At 29.3% G+C, this 24,960-nt stretch carries 24 protein-coding genes; 7 read left to right on the plus strand and 17 right to left on the minus strand.

Annotation, left to right across the window (positions count from 1 at the left end; translation table 11 throughout):
- Nucleotides 1-130 precede the first annotated feature (130 nt).
- The 6 genes from DICTH_RS00950 (at nt 131) to DICTH_RS00975 (ending at nt 5,798) form a co-directional block, all read left to right on the plus strand.
- Nucleotides 131-310: a type II secretion system protein gene (locus DICTH_RS00950; RefSeq protein WP_012547983.1), complete on the plus strand. Its 180-nt coding sequence runs from the start codon at nt 131-133 to the stop codon at nt 308-310.
- A gap of 280 nt (nt 311-590) precedes the next feature.
- Nucleotides 591-1,709 carry a hypothetical protein gene (locus DICTH_RS00955; protein ID WP_012547607.1) on the plus strand — a complete coding sequence of 373 codons (1,119 nt, stop codon included), beginning with the start codon at nt 591-593 and terminating at the stop codon, nt 1,707-1,709.
- 37 nt (nt 1,710-1,746) lie between these two features.
- Complete coding sequence (locus tag DICTH_RS00960) at nt 1,747-2,901, plus strand: O-antigen ligase family protein (RefSeq protein ID WP_012548728.1); 1,155 nt, start codon at nt 1,747-1,749, stop codon at nt 2,899-2,901.
- 418 nt (nt 2,902-3,319) lie between these two features.
- Nucleotides 3,320-3,676: a hypothetical protein gene (locus tag DICTH_RS00965; RefSeq protein WP_012547448.1), complete on the plus strand. Its 357-nt coding sequence runs from the start codon at nt 3,320-3,322 to the stop codon at nt 3,674-3,676.
- Nucleotides 3,677-4,021: 345 nt separating this feature from the next.
- A complete protein-coding gene (locus tag DICTH_RS00970; protein ID WP_012548512.1) occupies nt 4,022-5,092 on the plus strand; it encodes a LamG domain-containing protein in 1,071 nt (356 codons plus the stop codon).
- A 208-nt stretch (nt 5,093-5,300) separates the two neighbouring features.
- A complete protein-coding gene (locus DICTH_RS00975; RefSeq protein WP_012548156.1) occupies nt 5,301-5,798 on the plus strand; it encodes a hypothetical protein in 498 nt (165 codons plus the stop codon).
- A gap of 491 nt (nt 5,799-6,289) precedes the next feature.
- On the opposite strand, the gene DICTH_RS00980 is transcribed toward DICTH_RS00975, so the two are convergent.
- The 9 genes from DICTH_RS00980 to DICTH_RS01020 form a co-directional block, all read right to left on the minus strand.
- Complete coding sequence (locus tag DICTH_RS00980) at nt 6,290-6,787, minus strand: hypothetical protein (RefSeq protein ID WP_236608271.1); 498 nt, start codon at nt 6,785-6,787, stop codon at nt 6,290-6,292.
- A gap of 334 nt (nt 6,788-7,121) precedes the next feature.
- A complete protein-coding gene (locus DICTH_RS00985; protein ID WP_012547124.1) occupies nt 7,122-7,928 on the minus strand; it encodes an ABC transporter permease in 807 nt (268 codons plus the stop codon).
- A complete protein-coding gene (locus DICTH_RS00990; RefSeq protein WP_012546939.1) occupies nt 7,918-8,712 on the minus strand; it encodes an ABC transporter permease in 795 nt (264 codons plus the stop codon). Before DICTH_RS00990 ends, DICTH_RS00985 begins: the two co-directional genes overlap by 11 nt.
- Entirely contained in the window at nt 8,709-9,734 is a 1,026-nt protein-coding gene (locus DICTH_RS00995) for an ABC transporter ATP-binding protein (RefSeq protein WP_012547970.1), read from the minus strand. Before DICTH_RS00995 ends, DICTH_RS00990 begins: the two co-directional genes overlap by 4 nt.
- Nucleotides 9,728-10,813 carry a glycosyltransferase family 2 protein gene (locus DICTH_RS09785; protein WP_012547842.1) on the minus strand — a complete coding sequence of 362 codons (1,086 nt, stop codon included), beginning with the start codon at nt 10,811-10,813 and terminating at the stop codon, nt 9,728-9,730. Before DICTH_RS09785 ends, DICTH_RS00995 begins: the two co-directional genes overlap by 7 nt.
- Nucleotides 10,803-12,002, minus strand: a complete 1,200-nt coding sequence (locus DICTH_RS01005) for a tetratricopeptide repeat-containing glycosyltransferase family 2 protein (RefSeq protein WP_012547251.1) — start codon at nt 12,000-12,002, stop codon at nt 10,803-10,805. Before DICTH_RS01005 ends, DICTH_RS09785 begins: the two co-directional genes overlap by 11 nt.
- Nucleotides 11,992-13,242 (minus strand): RIO1 family regulatory kinase/ATPase domain-containing protein, encoded by a 1,251-nt coding sequence (locus tag DICTH_RS01010; RefSeq protein WP_041723144.1) that lies wholly within the window; start codon nt 13,240-13,242, stop codon nt 11,992-11,994. Before DICTH_RS01010 ends, DICTH_RS01005 begins: the two co-directional genes overlap by 11 nt.
- Complete coding sequence (locus tag DICTH_RS01015; protein WP_012547525.1) at nt 13,229-14,425, minus strand: glycosyltransferase; 1,197 nt, start codon at nt 14,423-14,425, stop codon at nt 13,229-13,231. Before DICTH_RS01015 ends, DICTH_RS01010 begins: the two co-directional genes overlap by 14 nt.
- Nucleotides 14,422-15,060, minus strand: coding sequence for a hypothetical protein (locus DICTH_RS01020; protein WP_012548323.1), 639 nt, complete (start codon nt 15,058-15,060; stop codon nt 14,422-14,424). The genes DICTH_RS01015 and DICTH_RS01020 overlap by 4 nt, the downstream gene beginning before the upstream one ends.
- Nucleotides 15,061-15,295: 235 nt before the next feature.
- Between DICTH_RS01020 and DICTH_RS01025 the strand changes: the two genes are divergently transcribed.
- Entirely contained in the window at nt 15,296-16,819 is a 1,524-nt protein-coding gene (locus DICTH_RS01025; protein WP_012547732.1) for a hypothetical protein, read from the plus strand.
- 465 nt (nt 16,820-17,284) lie between these two features.
- Here the strand turns inward: DICTH_RS01025 and DICTH_RS01030 are convergent, their stop codons facing one another.
- The 8 genes from DICTH_RS01030 to DICTH_RS01070 form a co-directional block, all read right to left on the minus strand.
- On the minus strand, nt 17,285-18,994 hold the full coding sequence (locus DICTH_RS01030; protein ID WP_012548611.1) for an ABC transporter ATP-binding protein: 1,710 nt from the start codon (nt 18,992-18,994) through the stop codon (nt 17,285-17,287).
- 2 nt (nt 18,995-18,996) lie between these two features.
- Nucleotides 18,997-19,749, minus strand: coding sequence for a hypothetical protein (locus DICTH_RS01035; protein WP_012547986.1), 753 nt, complete (start codon nt 19,747-19,749; stop codon nt 18,997-18,999).
- The gene (locus tag DICTH_RS01040) at nt 19,750-20,679 is read right to left on the minus strand and encodes an ABC transporter ATP-binding protein (RefSeq protein WP_012546900.1); all 930 of its coding nucleotides are present in this window, start codon (nt 20,677-20,679) and stop codon (nt 19,750-19,752) included.
- Between the two features lie 568 nt (nt 20,680-21,247).
- Nucleotides 21,248-21,937, minus strand: coding sequence for a 4Fe-4S cluster-binding domain-containing protein (locus tag DICTH_RS01050; protein ID WP_012548569.1), 690 nt, complete (start codon nt 21,935-21,937; stop codon nt 21,248-21,250).
- Nucleotides 21,921-23,333 carry a radical SAM protein gene (locus DICTH_RS01055; RefSeq protein WP_012547443.1) on the minus strand — a complete coding sequence of 471 codons (1,413 nt, stop codon included), beginning with the start codon at nt 23,331-23,333 and terminating at the stop codon, nt 21,921-21,923. Before DICTH_RS01055 ends, DICTH_RS01050 begins: the two co-directional genes overlap by 17 nt.
- A gap of 57 nt (nt 23,334-23,390) precedes the next feature.
- Nucleotides 23,391-23,576: a hypothetical protein gene (locus DICTH_RS01060; RefSeq protein ID WP_041723147.1), complete on the minus strand. Its 186-nt coding sequence runs from the start codon at nt 23,574-23,576 to the stop codon at nt 23,391-23,393.
- 28 nt (nt 23,577-23,604) lie between these two features.
- On the minus strand, nt 23,605-23,793 hold the full coding sequence (locus DICTH_RS01065; RefSeq protein ID WP_012548498.1) for a hypothetical protein: 189 nt from the start codon (nt 23,791-23,793) through the stop codon (nt 23,605-23,607).
- A gap of 474 nt (nt 23,794-24,267) precedes the next feature.
- Nucleotides 24,268-24,960, minus strand: a complete 693-nt coding sequence (locus DICTH_RS01070; RefSeq protein ID WP_012548129.1) for a hypothetical protein — start codon at nt 24,958-24,960, stop codon at nt 24,268-24,270.

A 24,960-nucleotide genomic window follows, 5' to 3' on the forward strand; every position in this document is an offset into this window, starting at 1 on the left:
GAGTTATAAAGAGTAAAATGGAGGCTATTTTGAGATTTTTAGATTTAAAATCTTTTAATTTTTTATTTATGCATAGGATGTTTTTAGAGTATAATATAAAATAAAAAAAATTAATAATAATTTTTAAAAAATGAGTAAAAGGGGTTTTTCTCTTATTGAGCTTTTAGTAGTAATAGGCATATTGGGGGTATTAGTAGCAGTAGGTATTTTTATGTATTTTGAAGCTGTGAGGCAGGCAAAGAGAACTGTTCATTTTTATAATATTAAGCTAATTAAGGAAGCTTTAGAAATTTACTATTTAAAAAAATAAACATTATCCAATTGATGCTTGGTCTTTTACAACTTATGTACTTTGCAATCCCACTTATTTTGACGAGATTTTGATATGTCCATTAAATAATCAACCTTATAAAGCTATTCAGTGGCAACCCTATTACACTGATTGAGATTATATTTGGAATTGGATTGAGGTAAGTAATAACTATTATCATCTCTATTACAAATCAGAAAACCCTACCTATGGTTATGCCTTAACCTATCACTCTTAGTAGACTAGGGGAGTTATTATGGTTTAAAATAGTTTTTGGGGGTTGGATTTTTATGGGGCTAAAGACTTTATATTAACAATTTTAGATACCTATCCTAAGGAATATGGTAAAATAGTTGAATCAAATAATACTCAAGATGAAAGATTGATCATAATAATTAAACAAAATCCTAAAAATATTAAAGTATATTTTTCTATTTTGCCGATTTTAAAATATCTCATTAATATGTGTCCTATTGGGCTTATAGCAATAGAAGGGGGTGTTGAGGGGAAATTTCCGGCTGAATTGAATTCACTACTCTTTAAGACAATACCTGATAATAAAGTTAAAAGGTTAATTGTAGAAAAATTCTTTAGAAGAGGCTTATTAACTCCTGCAGAGTATCTACACATATTAGATGATATACCCTTTGTTCTGTATGGTCCAGAAGAAGCAAGCTCTTATTTAGAAGGCTTGGAATTATTCTTTGTGTATAACGATATAACTTATTATATGGAAAAATCTATGAAAGAGGATTGGACTCCTTTGGGATTATTTAAAAAATACAAGAATGCTAAAAATTTTGAGAAAAGATTTTATCATGAAGTTTTAAAGGTTTTGTATGGAGAATTTTGGTATTTAAAGGAACTTGGTTTTCTAAGGGCTAAATATTATAGTTTAACAGAAGCAAGGGATAAAATTGTTGTGGATACCAACAGCTTTCATCAGGTAGTCACATTAGTAGTGATTTGGCTTATCGTAATATTTCTTACAGATTTATTCTATAAGAACATTGAGATTATGTTTAAAACTAGGAACAAGGAAAAAGTAAAATTTATAAGAATTGATATATCAAAATTAGATTCTTATTATTATAAACTTGAAGAAATAGATGTTGGTTTAGAGACCTTAGGAGAGATCTTTTATGATCTTAAGAATATGATTCCATTTCGTGAATATGATAAGTTGTTAGAGCTTGTTGAGGCTTTGATTAAGTTTCCTGATTTCTCAAAAGTGCGCTCAATTAAAATAGTAAAAAACTTGCTTGAGAAAATGGAGGAGCTAAAAGTAGATTCTTCGATATTTATTTGTACTCCATATTTTTCCGATTATGTGAAGAAAAGACTAAAGGAGTATAATATTTCTTATGTTGTCATAGAACCGGAGTATGTAGATATTTAGTAGTAATAGAGATTTAGATTTACATAGGAGGAAGGCTATGCTTATTGAAAAATTAGGAACGGTATTATCTTCTTTTAGTTATTTTTTCCAAATTCCTTTTGCTCTTTATTTAACTTCGAAGGTAAAGAATTTTTGGGAAAAATTTTTTGAGGATAGGCAAGATAAAATCATTCTTGGTTTATTATTTATATCGGGTATTATAAGCTCTCTCCTCTCAGTTAAAAAGCTTGAAGCCTTTCTTGCTTCTCTCATACCTTTTGTCTTTGTATGGTTCTATGTACTGGGAAAGCACAGTATTAAGTTAAATATTAAGAGTATTTTGTATTATATTTTAATTGGAAGTTCTATGTTGGGTTTCGTGTTAGTTTTTTCAAAGTTATTAGATCTTTCTTGGTATATTGGAAGTTTTGCCATATTTGATGGAAAAGTTCCTCGGGGCTTAGTTATGGGGGTAAAAGCACAAGGTCTTGCCTTACTTTTAGAATTTGGTATTTTGGCAGGGTTAGGTTTATTAATTATAGAAAAAGATAAAAAATCTATTTTTAAAATTTTGTTTTTGCTGATTTTCTGCATAATTGGTTTTATGATTGCAGAGACTAGGGGTGGAATTTTGGGGTTGATATTTGGATTTTTAACCATACTATTTTCGGAAAAATCTTTTAGAGAGATAAAGAAAAGATTAGGATTTGTATTAATCATATTACTTTTGTTATTAGTACTCTTTTTTACAGTATTTAACCAGTTTTCTCAAAGACTTTCTGTAGCTCTTGAAAAGGGTAGAGTAGGTTCTATATATGAGAGGGTATATATTTACTTAGGTACTTTGAGAATGATAAAAGATCATCTACTATTTGGGGTTGGTCCGGGTTGCTTTGTATATGTTTATCCTGAATATGCCTTAAAAGATTTTCCTTATATTCCCGAAGAACTTAAAGAAGAGTTGGCAAATGCGGTGACTACTCATAATATATACCTATATTTTCTTTCAGGATGGGGAATTATGGGGACCTTTTTATTCTTTTGGTGGCTGTTTAGAAAAATTTATAAGGGTATGAAATATGAATACTCTTTTGAAAAGCATTTGATTTTAGCTATTTTGATGGTTTACTTTGGACATATAATTTTGGATGATCTATTTTCTATTCACATTCCTCTTTTAATTGGGATATTAAATAGAAAAGGAATAAAGTAGTATTAGGATATTGTTTTATATACTTTTATGTATTGTAAACTTCTTTAGATTTTAAGATTTTAGATTTTTTATTTTTTGAAGGAGAAAGAACTAATTCAACTTCTAAGAAAATAGCTAATTTTGTGAATTTTATTCTAATGGTGTAATGGGAAATGACAAAACAAAGGTATATTAGAAAATATAAAATTGAAAGAGAAGGTTAAATTTTTTAAACTGTTAAATCCAACCCGAAAAAGGAGTATATATTTTAGCAAAATATCTTAAATAGGAGAAAGTTTCTAAAGAAAAAACTAAGGTAAAAGAAGAGGAGTTTTATGAACTTTTTGCTGATTATCTCGTAAATGACTTAGAGGAGTGCACAAGAGCTATTCCTCTTGGAGGTAACAAGTTTGGTGATAAATGGGGTACTCCAGATGTTTTGGGTGTCTATAAGTTTTCTGAGATAGATCCTATAAAAGCCTCTCTAGAAATAGTGAGTGCAGAGATTAAGACAGATACGAATCAGTTAATTACAGCTTTTGGTCAGGCATGTGCTTATAAACTCTTTAGTCATAAGGTTTATCTTGTTATTCCTAATGCTGAACAAGATGTGGGAAGAATAGAGTCTTTATGCTTAATTTTTGGTATTGGTTTAGTACTTTTTGATCCACAAAATCCTGAGAATCCTAAATTTACTATAAGAACAAGGGCAGTTAAGAGTGAACCAGATTATTATTATCTTAATCGCTATATAAGAAGCTTAAATCAGGAGGATATTAAAAAATTATTGGGTTAAAATTGTAATGTAATGAAATAGTAACATACTTTCTAAATAAAATTTTTTTCCTTTAAAAATAAAAAGCTACTTTATAAATAAGTCGTTTTTTATATATTAAAAAGTTCTTTTGGGGGTATAAAATTCTAAGTTTAGTGGAACTTTGATAGTATAGAGAACAAATTGGTGGCTTTTGGCTTCTTTGTATAAGTTTCAATGTATTTATAGAGTTTTTGGTAAAAGCGTCTTGTATTCATTTAATGTTGTAAGGTCAATTTTTCTGGAGTTGTGATATACATCACTTTTTTATTTTTAATTTTTGTTATAATGAATCCAAAGGATACCAGTTTCCAGGGGGTGTGAAAGATGAGACCAAATAAGACCACTAAAATTTTAATTCTTATTTTACTTATTATTCTTATTGCAGGATGTACACCAAGAGAAATAGTATCGGTTGGCTTGGAAATTGCTAAAGAACAAGTTAGAGAGGAAGCTAAAATAAGAGAGGAGATAAGAAATAGATATCAGAAAGCTATTGAGATTGAGCCTGAAGAAGAAATAGAGAGAGAGCTACATGAATTTCTTCGTCCTATTTTTAACTCAATCTTTGGAGAAGCAAAACTAATAGATATTACATATACTGATCTTCCTGCTTTCGGAATTAAAGCTTTTGTGCCTCTTTTAACATATATCCTTCCAAGATTGGTTAGCGAAGATGATATTACGAAAATTAAAGCGAGCATTGAAGATAAGGGATATATTGCAAAGAAATATGAGAGTATAGAAGGTAGTATCCTATTAGTTTTTGGCAGAAATGGAGATCCTCTTTTTGGAGTAAGTACTACTATTAATGCTCAAGAAATACTTGCTGGAGGTTCGCTTAGTAAGACTTATATTGAGCTTCTCTTCTTTGATGACTTTGAAGATTATGGGTTAGGTCAAGAAGCTCCCTTTGGTTATTGGAAGAAAAAAGGAGGAGGACGTATAGAACAGGTTGTTGAAAAAAATAAAAAGCTCGGTAAAGTTTTGAGTTTTAAAAGTTTAGGAGAGAAGTTTGGGGTTTATATCGATAAAATGTGGGAAAATTATTTCTTACAATTTGAGGCAAAAGGAGAAGATGTTTTTGCCTACTTTAAAGTAACAAAGACTGCTGACGCAGGTTATTATCTTTACTCTGGATGGATGAGTGATATAAAAGTTGTAAAATTTTCAGGAAAAGATGAACAGGTTATTGCGAGTGTAAAGAGAACATTTGATTATAAAGAATGGAGTGTGTTTCTTATCAAACTTGTTGGGAGTAAAATTTCAATATACGTAAATGGAGTAAAAATGATAGATATAGTTGATGATGATCCACTTTTGAGGGTAGGTGGAATAGGTTTTGGAGGAGAGGATTGGGCTTATGTTAATAACGTTAGAGTTTTTAAGGTGAAGTAAGATTTTAAGATAGGATAAAAAGAAGGGGAGAGGTTTGCTTGAATCTCTCCCCTTTTATTCTTTGATTTTAATCCACTTTATTGACGATTTTTTAAATTGTTATACAATAAAATTGGAATTTAAGATTTTGAAATCATAATTTTGTTTACACCTTTAAAATCTTAAATTCCCTAAAAATCGTGTTCTTTCTTCATAGGGAGGGGGCGACATGAAAAGACTAATTAAGTTCCTTATTGTTATTTTATTTTTAACAATTATTGTTTTTGCATCAACCTTTAAGAATAAAGACTATACCGGTTCAAATTTTCCATATAAGGGTGCTCTATTTTTGCATGATGGAGATTATGTAATATTTGAATGTGCAGAAGGCTATAATGGATTTTACTATATGACAAGAAAAGGTGAAACACCTGTTGAGGTTATTGATAACAATACAGGGAAACAGATAGGATATTTATTTTTACAAGAAAATTATTATACTACTGGGGAAAGTTTTGATTATGCTGGTTTTAAGTGGGTGGACCTGCAACAAGGTTTTAAAGGAAAGATCTTAAAAATAGTTTTAAGGGAGAATAGAAAAATTTATAATAAAACTTATGGTGACAGGGATCTGCTTATCAAATTTAAATCAGGTACAAAAATTATATACTGGCATGGAGTTGACTTAACGGATTGGTGTGACTTGGATTACGTAGCATATTATTAGTATTTTGTATAAATTTTTTCTCTCTTTCCTCTGTGCTTTTTGAAGATATGAAGTATAATTAATTATTGTTAAAAGTTAGTATTTAGGGGTTAATATATAAGGGAAATTCCTATTGCTTTGCAACTTTATTCTGTAAGAAAGGAATGTGAAAAGGATTTTGATTACAACAAATTAAAAATTTTAAGGGGGGAAGATTTTCTTCCCCCCTGTGCAGTTCCCTTTTTGTTTTTGATTTGAATAATTATAGTTTTTTCTTGATTATCTTATAGTCTTATTTAACTCCCTAATCCTAACATTTTTAAGAGTTTATCTGTCCATGTTCCTAATTGGGTGAGAATAAAAGTCAAGAAAACTAAAACAATTCTAAGTATAGTGACTGAACATATTAATAAAATTACCATCTGAATAAAAACCTTATAGGTCTCTTTATAGTTATTGGACCAAATATGTCTTTTAAAGATTGTAAATTTTTCATTCTAAAACCCTCCTTTTTACAGACTTACCGAGTCGGAGACACTCAGGGAAAAAGTTCCTATGGTAATACCTACTCCTTGGATTGCTATATAAACCCTAAAATTTGCCTGACCTCTTGCCCAAGCAGTATTGCTTCCTACAGTTCCGTATGAACAAGAAGTACTAACTTCTGTGAATATTCCAGAAGATGCGACAACATTAGCCCTAACCGATATTACTTTTCTAGTATCATAGTTGTAAGTAAAGCTACCAACAAGTACGACAGATCCTCCATATTGCAGTGGTCCAATATTACCAACATATTCTGCGCTATCATACAAACTTCCATATCCTGTACGAGAAGAAAGATCATATGTTAATATTTTCTTTTGGGGGTCTTTTTTATAAGTAACTTTAATATTGCTTATTGCTGATAATATTCTTTCTGCTTCTTCTATAGAGTTGACCCATATAACTTTCTTACCAGTTGGAATTTGGCTTAGTGGTATAAGATTATATACTTTTCCGTTCAGCATTATTGTTTTGACCTCTTCTGCATTCCCCCAAACAATTGTCCCCAAGAGTAAAAATACTAAAAGAAAACATACTAAAGTTTTTCCCCTCAACCCTATAATATAAAATTTTTTTGACATTATATAAATTCCCTATTTAGTATTTTGCTTCAATTTTATCTTATTTGCATATGACTTTCAAATTTACCCTACTTGGAAATGTAGGTTAAATCCTGTTTTTAAAGTGTTATTTTTGTTATATTTTAACGTTTTTGTAAGTTGAACGTTTTTTGTGAAAAACTATTTATGAAAATATATTGAGAGTATTTCAGTTATATGACCTATCTCTTTTAGAAATTTATACTCCAGTTCCTTTATACCTTCTGGTACCTCTTATCCAAAGTTTATAGGCAATAATGAATAGAAATATACCTACAAAAGGAGAGATAAAAACTAATATATTGCTATTTTGGGGTCTTAAAAATATTTGAGAAGGATAAAAAGCTACAAAAGCTATAGGAATTACAAAGCTGAAAATAAATTTAAAAAATGAGTCAAATATGTCTGTGGGATACCTGGTATATTCTCTTAGTCTGAAGATAAAATTTAATAATGGAGTAACGTTTAGCACCCAGAAAGCTATCGCAGATCCTATTACCATAAGTGATATCATAACCAGAGAGCTACTTATTAGTGAAATTATTAAAATAATAAATTTTAAAAGGTTAAACTCTAAGTTTAGTTTTACCCATGCGTGGGAAAGAGTAATTATACCTATGATAAGTTGGCTCAAGCCCTTCATATCAAAAACTTCTGCAAAATAAAAGAAGAATATATTAAGAGGTTTTAGATAATATTTTATGAAGTCACCTGAGATTAAATAGGAAGGTAAGTTCCAGAGATTATCAAAGAAAAGTTGTAGAGGAGATAAGGCAAGCAAAGAAAAGCCATATATGAATAAAATCTCATAATAACTCCATCCTAAAATATTGGGAATAGATTTAAAGATTACATATATGGAGAGGAGCCCCAAAAGATTTGTGATTACCATACCAATAGTACTAATAAAGAAGTCTACTCTATATTGCATCCTTCCTTTTATATCCTGAGCAATAAACCAAAAATATACCTTTATGTAGTACTTTAGTCTGGATTTAGCCCCCATTTATCTTAATAAACCTCTCTGTTAATTTGTAATATATTCTACTTAAAGTTAAAAAGACAAAAAGCCAAAAGATTTGTATTGCCAAAGAGTTTAAATAATCAAAAATAGTAAGACTTTTATTAATTAAGATCTCTATAGGCATATGGTATATGGTTTTAAAAGGTAAAATCTCTAATATTTTTCTTAGATTTTCTGGAAAAAGGGGAATAGGTATTATACCTCCTGATAGAAATAATATTATGGAATCCTTTGTGACAGAGAGTCCCCAAATAGATTCAGTAAAAAAGGCAGTAACTCCCACAATAAAATCAATATTGAAATATATTAAGTATGAAATGATTACAGAGATCACAAAGAATAAAAAATTAATGCCCATGTTAATTGGCATTCTGAGAATAAACTTTAATAGAACCAAAACTGGCAGGGTTATGGTTAGTAAATTCAGAATAACCCATGTTATTCTCTTGAAAAACATATAAATTTGAAAGTCTAAGGGCTTTGTCAAAATTATGGAGAGATTTCCACTTATCATAAGCTGAGATATATCCCAATCTACCCATGTTTGGAATAATCCAAAGATTGCAGTAGCTAAAGAAAGGTAGGTAAAAGTACTTTCAAAATTCATACTTAAATTTTCTTGTCCCAAGCTTTTATATATGGCCTTCCACAAAAAGAAAATCAGTAAAATATAAATATACTTCTCTAAGGCATTAAAAAATAGAGAAAACCTATAAACCATCCTTTCAAGGAGAAATCCTTTGGCTATATAAATGTACTTTTTCATTTCCTTGACTCCTCATAAATGAGCTTTATTACTTCTTCGGTCTGTATATCTTCTGTATGGATATCCTCTATAGGTATGAAGTTTGTAATGAACCTGAGTATTTCTAACAAATTTACATCTTGTTTTTTAAAGCTTATGTCTAACCAATAAGATTTAATCGCACAGTCAGATATTACATCGTTAAATTTTTCCAATAGAAGTACTTTTATCTTATTGATCTCTTCTTCATCTACATTATCTCCTACTCTTATTTTTGCCTTTCTATACATCTTGAATTTTTCCTTTAGATCCTCCAAAAGACCATCGTATATGATTTTCCCTTTGTCTATCACAATAATACGAGGACAAAGAGCTTCCACATCGTTCATATCATGGGTTGCGAGAAGAATGGTTGTATTTTTTCTCCTGTTTAGTTCTTTTATTAATTTTCTTACCTTATCCTTTATCAAGATATCAAGTCCTATAGTAGGTTCGTCTAAAAATACTACCTTGGGATTATGGAGAAAAGAGGCTAAGATGTCACAAAGTACTCGTTGGCCTAAGGACATTTGCCTTACAGGTTTTCTGTAAAGAGCTTCTATACCGATGATTTCCTCAAAAAGCTCTAAATTCTCTTTGAAGGTTCTTTCATCTATCTCATAAATCTCTTTCAAGATCTTAAAAGATTCAATAAGAGGCAGAGACCACCAAAGTTGAGTTCTTTGACCAAAAACTACCCCAATATTTTTTGCATTTTTTATCCTATCTTTATAAGGAATAACATTATTTATTAAAACTTCTCCACCATCTGGTTCTAAGACTCCTGTCATTATCTTAATTGTTGTAGATTTTCCAGCTCCGTTAGGTCCTAAGAAGCCTACTATCTCTCCTTCTTTTATTTCCATAGAAATTCCATCTACAGCCTTTACATAGAAATAATCTTGAGAAAAAAGGTCTTTTACTGTACCCCAAAATCCCTCTCTCCTGTTTAACACTTTAAAATACTTTCTTAAATTACTTACTTTTATAACACTATCTACCATAGGCTTAAATCCTTTCTTATTTTTTCTTCCTCAAGTTTTATAGGAATAAAGGGAAATAAGAGCTTTATTAAGAATAATAATCTTGTAAAATTGAACTTATAAAAGAGGGATTTAAAGACAAAAAGAATAGCCTTAAACTTGTTGATCTTATGGTTCATAAAACCAAGGGTAAAATATTTTCTTCCAATAATATCCTTTATCCTATTAATACATTCCCTTTTTCTCACTATTTTCTGGGAGCTTTTTATAAGCTTTTTATGAATAGAATTTAATTTTATCTGACCTAAACCTACAAAAGTAAATTTTTCTATAAATCTTCTGTTTTCTAAAACATCGTCAATTTTTACATCTCTCCTATCAAAGAAGTTATAGATATTATCTGGACCTTGATAATAATAAAGATGATAATTGTCTATTAAACAGAAAGAATAATCAAGTATAACTCTATATACAAAATCTGAATCTTCACATACAAGTAAATCTTCATTAAATAATCCAATCTTTTCAATAACATCCCTTTCAATGACTAATGTATTAATATGGGTACAATAAGAACCACCTTTAAGAAAGGATTCTTCGTAGAAATTGTCTCCAAAAAAGATATATTTTCCTTCTATTTTGGGATTAAAAATAGAGATTATTCTTTTTAATCTCGCACGTTCCTCTGGTATTTCTGAATCAAAGACTCTTCTAACTTCTCCATCTTCTTTAACGGTTATCCATAATGCAAAAGAAACTTTTACATCATAATTCTCTAAAACGTCAATGCTTTCTTCTAAATGTAGCTCTGACCACTCATCATCTGAGTCCAAAAAGGCTATATATTTTCCCTTAGAGTTTAATATGCCAAAATTTCTTGCTCCTGCTGGTCCCTTTTTTCTCTCGTTCTTTAAATATCTTATGCGATTATCTATGGAAAGATACTTTTTAACTAAACTCTCAGTGTTATCACTACTTCTATCGTCTACAATTAAAAGCTCCCAATTTTCATAGGTCTGCCTTCTTACAGACTCTATAGCTCGAGGAAGGAGCTTTTCTCTATTATATGTGGGGATGATAATACTGACTTCAGGTTGCATAAGTTATATTAATTTTCTTCTTCCTCCATTCTTGAGCTTTTTCATAATCTCCTATTCTTTCCCAACAATTTATCATATGATCAAAAATAGTTTTTGTTGATGATAAAAAGGTTCCAGATTTTTGTATTTTATATATATTGGCAACCTTAATTTCTTTATAAATAATTGAATTAAGCAAAAAGGGATTATACTTTAAAGCTATCTGAAGATGCCTTATAGCACTGATCGGATCAAATCTTTCTAATAAAGAAGCAAAATTTAAATTTAAATTAGGACTCATGGGATCATACAATAAAGCTTCTTTAGTAAATGACAAAGCTTTATCAAGCTCTTGTCTTTTTAGAGAGATCTCGGCAAGTAAAGTGTAGATCTTATCTTTAATACCTATGTCAAAGGAAAGCAAGTTTTCAACTATAGTTTCAGATTTTTCAATCTCATTCATACTTAAATAAAGTTGAGCAAGGAAAAACTGAGCTAATGGAGAACGATTATGGTCTAATGAAATTGCTAATTTAAATTCCCTTTCTGCTTCGTCTAATCTGTCTAAAGCCCAATATTCAAGTCCTAAATAATAATGTAAGTTATGATCTTGGGGATTTTTAGCTATTTCAGACTCTAAAAGATTTATGTTTCTAAATCTTTTACTTAAAGATTTTTCTTCGCAGTATAACAAATCAAAATGATGCAATAAAACACTACCTCTTGCAAAAGCTCCATTTAAGGCTTTTATAGAAGGAACCACTGATGCATGTATAGGTCTATCATTATATTTAATTTGAGGATGTTTTCTAAATAGTCTGCACATTAAAAAATTTGCCCACTTTCCTTCTCCAAAGTAGTTTAGATGGGGTAAATAAAAAGCCATTATATTATCTGAGACCTCTCTTACAAGCTTTCGTAGTTCTAATCCTCCTTCAGGAGTTATAACTTCGTCAGCATCAATTACAAAGATCCATGGATAAGATGCTGCTTCTATATATAGATTCCTTGCGCTATCAAAAGTAAAACTTTCTGCATTTATAATTTTACTTCCAAAATCTTTAGCAATCTCAACGGTCTTATCATTAGAACCATTATCAACCAATATTATTTCATCTACATAATTAACAATACTTTTTAGACAGTTACTTATAACTTTTTCTTCATTTTTAGCCAAAATACAAGCGGTTATACCTACCTTAGAAGTCATCTTTTAGAAAGATCCCCATTTTAGAATTCTCAAATAATAATTTTGCCCACTTTTTAAGAAATTCATTAATAGAATAATTATTGTAATTAATAACAAGCATAATATCATTTATGTTGTATTGAGAAAGTAGATCTGAGAAATTATTCATGTCTATTATGAAGGCTTTGTAATAACTTTTCCATGTTTTTTTATCAATAAGAGACAGAAATTTCATTAGATACCTATATAATTTACCATAAAATATTATTAATAATAAAGATCTAGTTCCAATAAAAGATAATGGACAAATTAGTTTTGCTGTGTTCAAATCTTTTACAGTGTTCCAAGGGCTAAAATTTATCACAAGGTTAAAGTGTAGATTGTTTAAAATATCTTTATCTTCTCGAAGTAATTTTAGTAGTTTGCAAATTATCTCAGCTTCATATAGTTGCAACTCTGACCGTTTTATTCCTGAAACGTAGATTGCTTTTAAAATTCCGTAGGTACATAGTAAATTTTTGTAAAACATTTCTACAAGAAATTTAGAGTTTGAAATTTCTTTATACCATTTAGCAAGTTCTATAACTTCAGATGCGGCATTAAATTTATACCAATTTCTGCTTAGTATAACCGAGACTATCTCACAGTAATGTTTTAAAAGATTAATTTTTTCTTCTTTAGTTAGCTGGTTGTCTGTAAATAAATATTTAGTAAGGGATTTTCTTTCAAAATCCAAAATATTAGATAGAAGACCAATATTGTATTTATTCCCCAAAAAACAAATATTATCAAGATCTATAATGTAACAATTTTTTTCATCAATAAGAATATTATTTCTAGATAAATCACCATGAAGTAATTTAGCCCTATCCCAAGAATAAAGTGTCTCTAAAATTATTCCAAGATAAGAAGTAGGATTGTGTATTTCAGATAATACTCTTGCTTTAATATTCTCCATTATTATTATTTTATTACTTAAACTAAATCCATAGATTCTTGGAATATTATAGATTTTAAACTGGATTAATAAGCGATAATTTTTAAGAAAATTACTAATACTCGTATATGTGCCTATATCAGTATGTGAAATTTGGTAACTATAATCTAGATATTGCTTAGCGGTATAAAATCCATCCGTGGAAAAATAAATAATACTTCTTTTAGTCCGAATTTTTTCTATAAATATAGATGAGTCCCACATAAAAGTTTTATTCTCATTCTTATCTAAAATTTTTATTTTTGCAGCTTTATACCAAGACATCTTTTATTAATGATTTATATTCCCTTGCAACTCGACGTGATGAAAAAATTTTATCAACATACATTCGGCATAAGTACCGATCTATACTTTTAACGTGATTAATTTTTAAAATACATTCATCAAAAGTTTTAACAACAAAACCTACTAAACCATCAATTATGACTTCTGTGATTGCACCCTGATTCCAGGCTATGACTGGTGTTCCTACAGCTAAAGATTCTACTAGTACACGTCCAAAAGGTTCTCTCCAGTATGGGTCTTCGGAACCTCCAAAATATAGAGATGCTACGGCATATTTCATTAATTCTCTTTTTTCATCTTCATTTGCAGTACCATAGTAAATAATATCTTTCCCATCACATTGTTCAAGGACTTTCTTGTAATAATCCATTTCTTGCTCCTTTTCTCGCTCAAATACGCTGCCTGCTATAATTAGACATCCTTTTATTTCTTTGATTAATTTTATAGCTGTCAATTGTCCTTTTATTTTGCAAATTCTACCTATTGTTATAAAGTAGTTAATATTTTTTCTCTTTAAACTTTTTAATATTTTTATACTTGGTTCTTCGGGAGAGTCAGTTAAGACAAAAGGAGAAAATGGGAAATCTTCAACATCACATCCATAATATATTGGAATAATCTTTATATATTTGTTTTTGTTAAAATTCATAGGTATTCCTTTTATTATTTCATGATAGTGTGATAAGCTCAAAGCAATAATAATAAATGGAGCCTCTCGTTTAATTCTTCCTGCTATAAGATCTTCTAAAATCAACCTTATTTCTGTATTTATTTGATTATGAGGGCTATAAATAATAGGGCAATTAAACCTCTGTAATATCTGTCTTATAATAAAAGGACTATCATAATGGATGTTTATCAATTGAGGAGGATTAGAATTAAGACTATCTATTACAAATCTGTCGTAACTCTTTTGCAAAATAGCTCTTTCTTCTTTAGATAAGTTTATTCCTTCTTCCCAAAGTCCAAATGGGATATTTGTCATTAAAGTATCGACTTCAACAGATGACGAACCTGGAGCAAAAAGTCTAATTTTATAATCTTCTCTAAGATATTTTATTAATTCCCAAACTCCTCGTTGTGTTCCCCCATACCCTTTAAATGGAGGAACAGGTAGACTTGGTGAGACGATTATCGTTATTTCAAGATTACTCCTACTCATAAGCTCCTTTTATTTTTGAATTCCCTCATATTTAATAAGCGTATTCTACAATTTATAAGAATATTGGCAGTGTATGTGTCTATGATGTCTTCTTTAAGTAAAAATTCAATGGCTTCTAAATAAGCCTTATGAGAAAAAGCATGTTTATACAAAAACTCTTTAATTTTACTAGAACTATTAAAGATAGGATTTACCCAGCCAGAGACAACAAAAACAATTTTTGCGCTTTCTATTCCAGAGTTTCTATGAAATTTATTTAACTTTACCTGAAAAGATTTCACATCTTCTTCTTTTATTCCAGTAATAAACAACAAGTTTGAATCATATCTACTTAGTCCTATTAATTCTTTAAAATATTTATCAGCTTCAGGATCATGTTCTTCATATAAAACAGGAAAAATATGAATATTAGATTTAATTCCTTCACTGATGTAAAAATTCTTTATAATATAAACCCGTTCTTTAGGGGTCAACAAATATACCTTAGAAGGGTTTACAGACCAAACAAGAGTATGGAAAAAAGAATTTCCAAAAGCTTGAGCCAGATTCCATACTTGTTTAAGGACATCTCTATGTCCACGATGAAGTATATCATAACTGCCGGCTGTAACAATAACTATTCCTTTTTCCTTCATAAAGATTCTAAAAAATCTTCCTCAAATTCTTTCCACTTAAACTTTTAATTTCTACTTTACCTTTTTGCATATGACTTTCAACTTTACCCTACTTAGGAACGCTGATGAAATCTTTATTTTAATAGGGCAAATTTTTTTATTTTTAAATTTTTTGAAGATAAAACGTTTTACTAAAAAATTGCTTAGATTAAAGAATGTGATATAATTACAAAAAAATTTTTCCCAATTTTGAGATATGCCCAAGGAAATTTCTTATATCAATAGGATTATATCCGCGTATGGATCTTATGCGAAACCATTTTTAAACTGGATTTTGGAAACAGGCAGAATTTCTTCAGCCTGGAAAACTTATTTTTTAGCATTGAAATTATATTGGAAAGGAGAATATTTTTTAGCTTTAAGTAAATTAGAAAAAGCCCTTAATAAGTGCAATAATAGTAAAACATTATATTATCTTGTTCTTACTCAAAAGCTTGCATTTTTATCAAGGGTAAATAGTAAAGAAGGAGTAGAGCTCTTTCACAAGTTAAAACAAGAATTCCCTTATATTCCATCCTATGTAAGAAATATTGCAGTCTCATCACTCCTTCATTACTATGCTACTATCTTCCCATCTAATCTCCCCAAGTTTCGTATTTGGAGCAATAGTTATCATTTAGACTCTTCCTCCCAGGTTTTTATATTCTTAGGTAAGGCAAGAGAAGAGATAAAAAAAGAAAATATTAGAAAAGCCATATTTTACTACGTTAAAGCTTTTAGAACATCCCTATCTATTCCCCATCCAACAGGAATTATCAATAGTTTAAACAACCTCTCTTGGAATCTTAAAGAAAGACATCCTAAATTTTCTCTATCATTAGCTAAAAAAGCTGTTTATTACTGTGCTTTATATAGGGAAGATCTATCTTATGATTTTGCTGTTCTGGATACTCTTTTTGAAGTACAGAGGATTAATAATGATCTTTCTATTTGTGAGACTTCTATGATTATTAAGCACTATTATAAATTTTTGTCAGATTCTTCTGGAAATTACAATAAACAGCACTACAGAAAAACCTTTGAATCCTCTAAAAGATTTTGTTTTGATTTAGAACCTTCTTTCTATAAAAATAATGGAGAATTGAGAGATTTAAATAAAGTTTCAAATATTAAACCTGATTTTAATAATCTCCCCCTTGAAGTATTAATTGAATTGAGAAGAATAAACATATTAAAAAACTTTCAGAGAACCATAGAAAAATTAAATAATGTATCAAAGGACGCAAGAGAAAATTTAATTCTCTCAAGTTTTATGAGTCTTTGTGATAGAAAAAGTTTATTTCCTTCTACTTATAAAAAGATTAAAAACATATTGGATTTCTCAGAGAATATTAAAAGACTCATTAATTTTGCGAAGAGGGATTTTGAGGTTATAAGATTTTTATCCTATATCTCTAATGACCATCCTTTTTTTGAAGCAAGAATGGATTTAGCAAAAAAATTTTTGGAAACTCTACTCCCAGAGAAAAGAGAATTTTTCATAAGTTTTTACCTCTCTCTAAAGGAAAAAGAAAAAGAGCTTATAGATGCTTTTGTGAGGAATTATGTAAGATATGATAGAGATTGGCATATTAAAATACCTACTCCTGCAGAAATAGTTTCTTTTGTTAAAGGATTTCAGCTGAAGGAACTGCCTTCTTCTTTAGCTTATTTTTGCTTTGAGAGGAGAGAAAGAAGAAATTTCAATAAAATAATTAATGAAATGATGGTTAATGCTTAACACTACAGTTCAAAGAATCCCTTTAATTGCCTCTATAAAATCAGTGAAGTCTTTAATATCCTTTTTGGCATACTCATAAATTTCTTAATCTCTCCGATAGATCTTTATCTAAGACTTTCTCTTTTTCAAGGATTTCTATGCATTCTCCTAAACTGGAAACTCCCTTATTGAATCTTTTAGTGCAGATGTGGACACATATCCCTCCTAAGGATTCTATAGCTTAGAGAAGGAAGTATTTTAAGGCTGCTATATTTCTCTTGTCAGACCAGAATTTCTCTGTTTTATTTTTTTCAATATCGATCTGCATCAAGGAAGAAGCTCCTTTAAAGATAAGTAGGATATATACTCATTACTAATGGCTTCAAGGGATGTTGTTTCTATTAAATCTGTAAGGAATTTTTCAATCAATAATTCTTTATTCTTTCCTTTTCATAAAGGGAGTAAAATTCCTTGTTCATAAAAATATTATATCATTGTTACTATATTTACGATTTTTCCATTCTCCAAGTAAACAATTTTATTTATAAAGGTTTCCTTAGGTAAATCCTTAGGAGTAATGATAACACAAGTTGTATCTTTCATCTTTTCTTTTATAAATTTAAATATCTTTTCTTCTACCCTTGTATCTATTTCAGAGGTTGCCTCGTCAAGTATGAGAATTTCAGGATTTTTTAATATAGCTCTAAGAAAAGCAATCACCTTCTTTTGTCCTCCCGATATTCTTACTCCTCTTTCTCCTATTATGGTATCAAGCCCATTTGGGAATCCTTCCATAAAAAAGTGATATAAATCTATCTCTTTTAGGAGATTATTTATCTCATTGTCAGAGATGTTGGGATTTGCATAGGAAATGTTATTTCTAACAGTATCATTAAATAAGAAGATGTTTTGGGAAACAATTCCAATTTTTTCTCTTAAAGAGGAAAGCTTTATTTTATCTAAGTCGATACCGTCTATAAAAATTTTTCCTTCCAAAGGTTTATACATTCTAAGAAGCAGTCGGATTAGAGTAGTTTTTCCACTACCATTAGGACCTACTATTGCGACTTTTTCTCCCACTTTTATATCTAAGTTTATATTTTCTAAAACTTTATTTTTTCCATCATAGGAAAAGGAAACATTAACAAAAGATATTCCTTCTCTTAACTTATTAATTGTTATTTCGCCTTCTTCTTCTTTTGCCATCTCCATAATTTCAGTAACTCTTTTTAAAGAGACAAGAGCTGGATAAATAGTAAAATTAAAAGTAGCTAAACTTTGAATAGGACCATAAAGTCTCTGCACATAGGATGTGAAAGCAATATAACTTCCTAAAGTAAAGGATCCATTTATTATATCTAAACCTCCTCTCCATAGGATAAGAAGTCCGCCCAAAGCAATAAGAGTGATATTAAATTCTGAGAATAATGTAAAGATTATACTTTGTAGAATGTTCTTTCTGCTAATTTCTTTAAATCCCTTTTCAATTTCCATAGCCTCTCTTTCCTCTGTAGCAAAAAGTTTAATTACTTCTGCTCCTGAAATTCTTTCTTCTACTTTCCCCATTAATTTAGCAGAGGATTCTAAAAGATCTTTTGTGATATATGTAATTCTTTGAGACAAGGGTTTAAGACCTAGATAATAAAAGGGTAAAATTGAAAGAGCGATTAAGGTTAATTTCCAATTGAGATAAAAGAGCATAAAAAGAGCAAAAATAAATTCTCCTAATCTTATTAATTGGCTTACTAATGTAGAAGAGAAGAAGAATCCTAATCCTTCTATTTCTCCAATTCTGCTTAAAAGATAGCCTGTTTGAGCTTGATCGTAAAAAGAGAAAGGTAGTTTCAAAATCTTTTTAAATAACTCACTTTTTAAAGTTGCTATAATTTCTTGGTTTAATTTTGTAAAAAGATATTGGGTAATACCAGAGAATACACTTCTTGCTATGTGAAGAATTGCCATAATAATGACTAAATTAACAAGTAATTTTGCATTTTTACTTCCTAATAAAACCTTATCGATTACTATCTTTGTTAAATAGGGAACAGGAATTGTAATAAAGGACGAGATTATAAGAAATATACTTGCAATTATAAAATTACCAAGATGAATTTTAAAATAAGGTAACAATATTTTAAGTTTTGAGAAGGAAATATCTTCTTTCTTTGGAATAAGGAAATCAAAATCCTCTTTCATTTTCATGAACTCCCTTTTTGTAGAATTTTTTCTATACTAGTATTTTTAACAAGATAATAGGAAATAATAAACAATACTAAACCTGCAAGTATGAAAATTAAGTTTGGTTTTAACAAGAAGTGTATTCTTTCTAATTTATCTGGCTCCATAAAATAAAAGAAAGCGATGAAAAGTATTGAATAAGCATAAGTTATCAAAATTCTCGTGGGAATCAGTTTATCTACAAATAACAAGGACAAACATCCAATAAAGCTTAATATTCCAAAGTTGATTATGGGAGCTACAACAATAATATGAAAGACATTCTGTAAAGTAATTCTAACAGATACACCCAACAATATTAAATAAAGGAGAAGCCCAAAGAGAGAAGACAGACTCATCACATATATGGCTAGTGATACATAAATGACCTTTCCCAGCCAAAAATCTACAAGAGTAAGAGGAGTAGAAAGAAGAGGTATTATGTTCTTAGTATAATATTCTGTGATAAATAACAAAGTTATATGAAATGTTCCAACAAATATCATTGTACCTATAGGAATGTAATTTATCAATTTACTAACGAAGTTGCTGAAAAATATCTTTGTATTGGGCGAGTTTGCCATCTCTCTTACTATGTGAGGAATTCTAAATAGATTATCCTCCCCCTTTACTATAGTTGTGTTGAAGACGAACAAAAAGAAAATAGAGTAGAATAGAGAGATGTAAAGAAATTTTCTGAATTGCTTCATCTCTTTATATAAAATTCCTAACATTTATTTTTCCTCCTTTACTATAGATAGGTATATATCTTCAAGAGAGTTTTTAATCTCATTGATTTTCCATACTTTTATGTTATTTTGTGTAAACCATAATAATAGATCTGGTAATTTGTCTTTATTTTCCAAAGAAACAATTATCTTACCTTCCTCTTCTTTTACATTTTGAACAAAAGGCAGGTTTCTTAATGGTACTTCTACTTCTTGCAAGGGTTTATCTATGGAGATTTCTACTTCTTTTCTATCAAAGGCTCTTTGCAATTCAGAAAGAGTCCCACAGGCTACAATTTCTCCTTTATTTATTATTCCAATTCTAGTACATATTTGGGATATTTCGTAGAGATTATGGGACGTTATAAAAATAGTAACATTTTTATTATTAGCAAGATTGACTAAGAAATCTCTTATAAATTTTTGTCCTTCCACATCTAAACCTGTAGTTGGCTCATCTAAAAGAAGAAGTTCTGGCTCATGAAGAAGTGATCTTGCTAAGCATAATCTCTGCCTCATACCTGTTGAATAATTTTTAACCTTTTCTTTTTCTCTACCAGAAAGTCCTACAAGTTCTATTAATTCTTTTATTCTATTTTCTCTTATCTTTTTGGGCACTTTGTATAAAATAGAGTAAAATTCTAAGTTTTCATATCCAGTGAGATTTTCATATAACCCTCTTTCTTCAAGCATGAAACCTATTCTTCCTTTAATCTTATCCAATTCACTAATGTCGTAGCCAAATACTTTTACTTCTCCGTCATTGGGTTTTAACAGTCCAAGAAGTATTCTTATAGTGGTAGTTTTTCCAGCACCATTAGGACCTATATACCCAAAAATCTCTCCTTTTTTAACCTGAAAACTCGCTTTGTTCAAAGCCAAAGTTTTTTCGTATTTCTTTACCACATTATTAAAGGAAATGACAAAATCTCCCAAAGCTTCACCCCCATATTCCTTCCAATGGATTATACTTACAAAATTTCACTTCACCTAGGCTACTCCCTTTTAGTAATTCGAAGGCTCTACAATCTAGACAAGCATATCTAAATTCGCAATACTTACATGGATAAAGCTTCTCTTTGGATAGTTCGTAAAATCTGTCAATTGTTCCCTTTATGAAAAGATCTGGTATTTTACTTTCTTTAACGCTTCCCAATACTAAATTTCTAAGCATTGGGCAAAGGAGATATTTACCTTCAAGGGTAATTGTTATTTTCCCTTTAAGACAAGGATTGTAAATTTTTCGTAATTCAAAGTCAGAGACAAATACTGGTAGAATGTCATTTTTTTCAATGTAGTGATCAAACATATAGCTTTCAGAAATATTTTGTTTATTAATATTTAGGTCTGTAGTCATGTTTTCTATTATTATATTTTTTTGTTTATAAGATTCTAAATCGCAAAATCGAAAATTGATATAAAATTGAATATCTTCTTCTTTTAGTTTTCTTAAATTATTTAAAAGAAAAGCAAAACTCTTTTGAGAGATAGTATTATAGAGGGATTATGGCAAAAAAATGCTAATGATAGGTTTTAAATTGTAATGCTTTATTAAATTTCTACTTTTTTTCGTAGCTATATTTATTCCATGAGTTAGAATAAAAATATTTTCAAAATTGAATTTGTCTAAATTTCTACAAAAATTGACTAAAGATGTGATTTCTAAAAATGGGTCACCTCCTAAAATTACTAATGTCTTACATCTCAAATTATTTACTTCCTGTAGTATTTCTAACCATAATTCTTCACTAATTCTTTTTTTGTAGCTTATTTGAGTACATCCCAAACAACCGAATTTTATAGGATAATTTTTACAAAAATAACAAGAAAAATCACATGTACTACTCACTTCTATAAAGGCAATATCTAAATTAGGAGCAGGTTTGTTAAATAGATGTTTCTGCATAAAAAGAGGAAAGCCTAAACTTAATTTATCTATATAAGCTTTATTTTCATATTTTCTTATTATTCCGTTTTGCTTTAGAACTCTCACAAATTCCATAATTTCGGTCTTAGATAGTCCATTTATTATATTTAGTATCTCCTCAAAGGGCATTTTGTCTAAAAGTTCTATAATTCTTGTTCTTTCTTCACAAAGATGAATAATTTCCCCCTGAAGGGTATTATATAATGCACTTTTTTTTCTTCCTTTAACAAAATAGATTTCTGGAGATAGTCTATAATATGTGCTCATAATTCCTCCTCTTGTTTTTGGTATTTAAATGAAACAGTTTTTCTTCGAATGAAGGATCACTTTCTAATAGAGAGTATAATTCAGAGAAATCTGACAAAGTTTGTTTTATTAATAATTCGCATATATTCTCTGGATCTTTTGAAAATCTATTATTAGTCATAAAAGTAGCAAAACACATAGTGCATAAACGTGATATTGGGCATTTTTTGCATTCATAGGTTATTTCTTCTTTGTATTTATTAAGTACCTGAATTATTTTCTTATAATTTAGGCCTTCTTCTATATTACCAATTGGAAAAGAATAGTTTACTTTCTCACAAATGTGAAAATTCCCGTCGGTGTCGATAAAAATTTTTACACCTGGGACACAACTTCCATGTAAGAAATTAAAAACACCTTTTGATTTTGTTATTTTTTCCCGAATTAAGAGAGTTCTATAATTTGATCCAAAAAAAATATCTAAAAACGCACTTGTTTTTTTCTTCTTTTTAATTTGTTCAAAATAAACATCCTTCAATTTTTGAATTTGACATTGATGGTTTAAAAAGTCCTCTTTGGTAAAAATTTGGTAATATTTAGAAAAGTAAGGAGCTGCGGCATTTACTCTTACTAAAGGAGGTAAATTTTTATTCGTACTAAAGAATTCTTCTAGTTTAAATAAGTCTGTTTTCCAGTCATAACAACAAATTAATGATATATTTTCATAAAAATATCGTGGATAATGAAATCGTATGTATTCAAGATTTTGTAGTATTTTATCAAATGTTTTTTGGCCTTTTATTGTTGTTCTATTTCTATCATGATTTTCTTTATATCCATCTAGGCTTACAGCAATATAAAAATCATTATCGATTAAAAAATCTACGATATCCTTAGTCAACAAATACCCATTAGTAGTTATATTATATAAAACATTAATATTAGGGAACTTTTTTCTGATATAAGTAACTATGCTTTTTATTAAATCAAAATTTAGTAAGGGCTCTCCCCCATAAAAAGTAACACAAGGTTTCCTATATGGATTATACTTTAATACTTGAAAAATATTATTGAAATAATAATCTACAGCCTTTTTGGCAATATCAAAATTCATATTTTTTCTATTAAAAATTGGAGCATAATCGTACATGCCTGAATAATAATAACAGTATTTACATCTAAAATTACAATTTTCAGTAACACTTAAAATAAGTTGAGTAAAACCCTCATATAAAAGAAAATGTTGTATGTCTACTTCTCTTAATACAGGTTTTTCTTTCATATTATTATGTTTAAGCAAATTTATTATTTCTTTTAGTTTATCAATATCTTTTTTGGGAAATGTCAATCCTGTATCATCATTATAAATATAAGTAGTATTTTCTGTAGAAAACTCTATTATTTTAATATTATCCAAATTCTTACCCCTCCTCTTTAAGTGAAGGGGGCGTCCTTAAAGACGCCCCCTCATAAATTAACTTTTAACTGCCCACGCGGTAGCAGCGTTAGCAGCGAGTCTGCTACCTATAAGATCAGTTACAGGAGAAGTAGCATCCATCATACAAATAGCGGCACAACCCCCGGCGCATCCCCCTGCGCAACCCAAAAAGCACACCCATCCTTTGTCTGTACCTTCTTTTCTGGACGCTAAAATTTCCATATCCACACCTCCTATATTTTAAAATTTGCTAAAGTACTTTTGCTTTACCATAAGCAGCGTAGCTTCCACGTGTTCCTGCTACAACATCCATTAGTGGTATACCAGGAGTATCCACATAACATCCTGCAGCACATATAGCTCCGCATCCTAAACCACAAACGAAAGGACACCATTTACTCGCGAGTGATACCTCTTCTTTTTTTACTATGTATTCCATATTTCACACCTCCTAAAAATAATTTTACTAGACTAAAATAAATGAAAATGTTATTAGATTTGATACCAAATTTAAATTCTTCCGTAGCATCTTAGAGTCTTTTTCTTGTTATCCTCTTCTAAAGGATCCTCATATGTAATTCTCATAGTGAACATGAGCCTCACATATTCCCCTTAAGCTTTCTATTTTCACTTTACCTTTTTGCATATGACTTTCAACTTTACCCTACTTAGGAACGCTGATGAAATCTTTATTTTAATAGGGCAAATTTTTTTTATTTTTAAATTTTTTGAAGATAAAACGTTTTACTAAAAAAAATAACTTGAAAATAAGGAAATATCTGTTAATATTGAGGGGTAAATTAATCGCCTCTATAAACTCAATAAAATCTTTTATATCATGTTTGGCATATTCATAAACTTTTTGGTCCTCAAGAATAAACAAAAAAGGGAACTTAAATAAAACAGAACAACTTTATGGAATTGTCAAAACTACGGTCTCATTATTAATTCTTTTTCCAAACACAAAAGAGACTAAAATTAAAATTATCCCTAATAAAGCTAAACCCAGAAAGATAAAACTATCATATTTCGCATTCAATGGAATTTTCTGCATTATATAATTCCATCCAAATATGATTGAAAATCCAATTATCCACAGCAAGTTATTAATTAAGTTTACCTTTCTTATCCTCAAAACAAGAGTACACATCATACTCGCAAGTCCTATGTTAAAAATAGAAATAATACCTAATATCTTTATTAAATCAAAAAAATTAATAGATTTTTTAAGAAGCAAAAAAAGAATAAAATTAGCTATAAATACACAGAAAATTAATATAAACTCAGTTATTATCCATAGAGATATTATAGAACCAAAAAGATAAGACCTAACCCCAACCCCATTAGATAGTAAAAACTCTATCCTACCTGTAATTTTTTCATAAACTATAAGATCTGAAAGAATCATACTCGTTGTAAAAGCTAATATAGAAGATCCCATAAGCAAAAGTATTCTTGAAAATATGAAATAAGATACATTAAAGGGCATATCCTTCAAAAGTGCAAAAAGAGTATAACTCACAACTCCTGTAAGGAAAATAACTTGAAAATAAAAAGTACTATTTTTAAACACATTTTGTAAATTATATTTGATAATTTTACCCAT

The sequence above is a fragment of the Dictyoglomus thermophilum H-6-12 genome (assembly GCF_000020965.1).
GTDB classification, from domain to species: domain Bacteria; phylum Dictyoglomota; class Dictyoglomia; order Dictyoglomales; family Dictyoglomaceae; genus Dictyoglomus; species Dictyoglomus thermophilum.

Coding starts and splice junctions, on each gene's coding strand:
- DICTH_RS01035 (WP_012547986.1), bottom strand. CDS start 19,749: ATGTTAGGAATTTTATATAAAGAGATGAAGCAATTCAGAAAATTTCTT.
- DICTH_RS00950 (WP_012547983.1), top strand. CDS start 131: ATGAGTAAAAGGGGTTTTTCTCTTATTGAGCTTTTAGTAGTAATAGGC.
- DICTH_RS01060 (WP_041723147.1), bottom strand. CDS start 23,576: ATGGAAATTTTAGCGTCCAGAAAAGAAGGTACAGACAAAGGATGGGTG.
- DICTH_RS00985 (WP_012547124.1), bottom strand. CDS start 7,928: ATGGGGGCTAAATCCAGACTAAAGTACTACATAAAGGTATATTTTTGG.
- DICTH_RS01020 (WP_012548323.1), bottom strand. CDS start 15,060: ATGAAGGAAAAAGGAATAGTTATTGTTACAGCCGGCAGTTATGATATA.
- DICTH_RS00970 (WP_012548512.1), top strand. CDS start 4,022: ATGAGACCAAATAAGACCACTAAAATTTTAATTCTTATTTTACTTATT.
- DICTH_RS00990 (WP_012546939.1), bottom strand. CDS start 8,712: ATGAAAAAGTACATTTATATAGCCAAAGGATTTCTCCTTGAAAGGATG.
- DICTH_RS00960 (WP_012548728.1), top strand. CDS start 1,747: ATGCTTATTGAAAAATTAGGAACGGTATTATCTTCTTTTAGTTATTTT.
- DICTH_RS01050 (WP_012548569.1), bottom strand. CDS start 21,937: ATGAGCACATATTATAGACTATCTCCAGAAATCTATTTTGTTAAAGGA.
- DICTH_RS00975 (WP_012548156.1), top strand. CDS start 5,301: ATGAAAAGACTAATTAAGTTCCTTATTGTTATTTTATTTTTAACAATT.
- DICTH_RS01030 (WP_012548611.1), bottom strand. CDS start 18,994: ATGAAAGAGGATTTTGATTTCCTTATTCCAAAGAAAGAAGATATTTCC.
- DICTH_RS01065 (WP_012548498.1), bottom strand. CDS start 23,793: ATGGAATACATAGTAAAAAAAGAAGAGGTATCACTCGCGAGTAAATGG.
- DICTH_RS01070 (WP_012548129.1), bottom strand. CDS start 24,960: ATGGGTAAAATTATCAAATATAATTTACAAAATGTGTTTAAAAATAGT.
- DICTH_RS00980 (WP_236608271.1), bottom strand. CDS start 6,787: ATGCTGAACGGAAAAGTATATAATCTTATACCACTAAGCCAAATTCCA.
- DICTH_RS01010 (WP_041723144.1), bottom strand. CDS start 13,242: ATGTCTTGGTATAAAGCTGCAAAAATAAAAATTTTAGATAAGAATGAG.
- DICTH_RS01025 (WP_012547732.1), top strand. CDS start 15,296: ATGCCCAAGGAAATTTCTTATATCAATAGGATTATATCCGCGTATGGA.
- DICTH_RS01005 (WP_012547251.1), bottom strand. CDS start 12,002: ATGACTTCTAAGGTAGGTATAACCGCTTGTATTTTGGCTAAAAATGAA.
- DICTH_RS01015 (WP_012547525.1), bottom strand. CDS start 14,425: ATGAGTAGGAGTAATCTTGAAATAACGATAATCGTCTCACCAAGTCTA.
- DICTH_RS09785 (WP_012547842.1), bottom strand. CDS start 10,813: ATGCAACCTGAAGTCAGTATTATCATCCCCACATATAATAGAGAAAAG.
- DICTH_RS00995 (WP_012547970.1), bottom strand. CDS start 9,734: ATGGTAGATAGTGTTATAAAAGTAAGTAATTTAAGAAAGTATTTTAAA.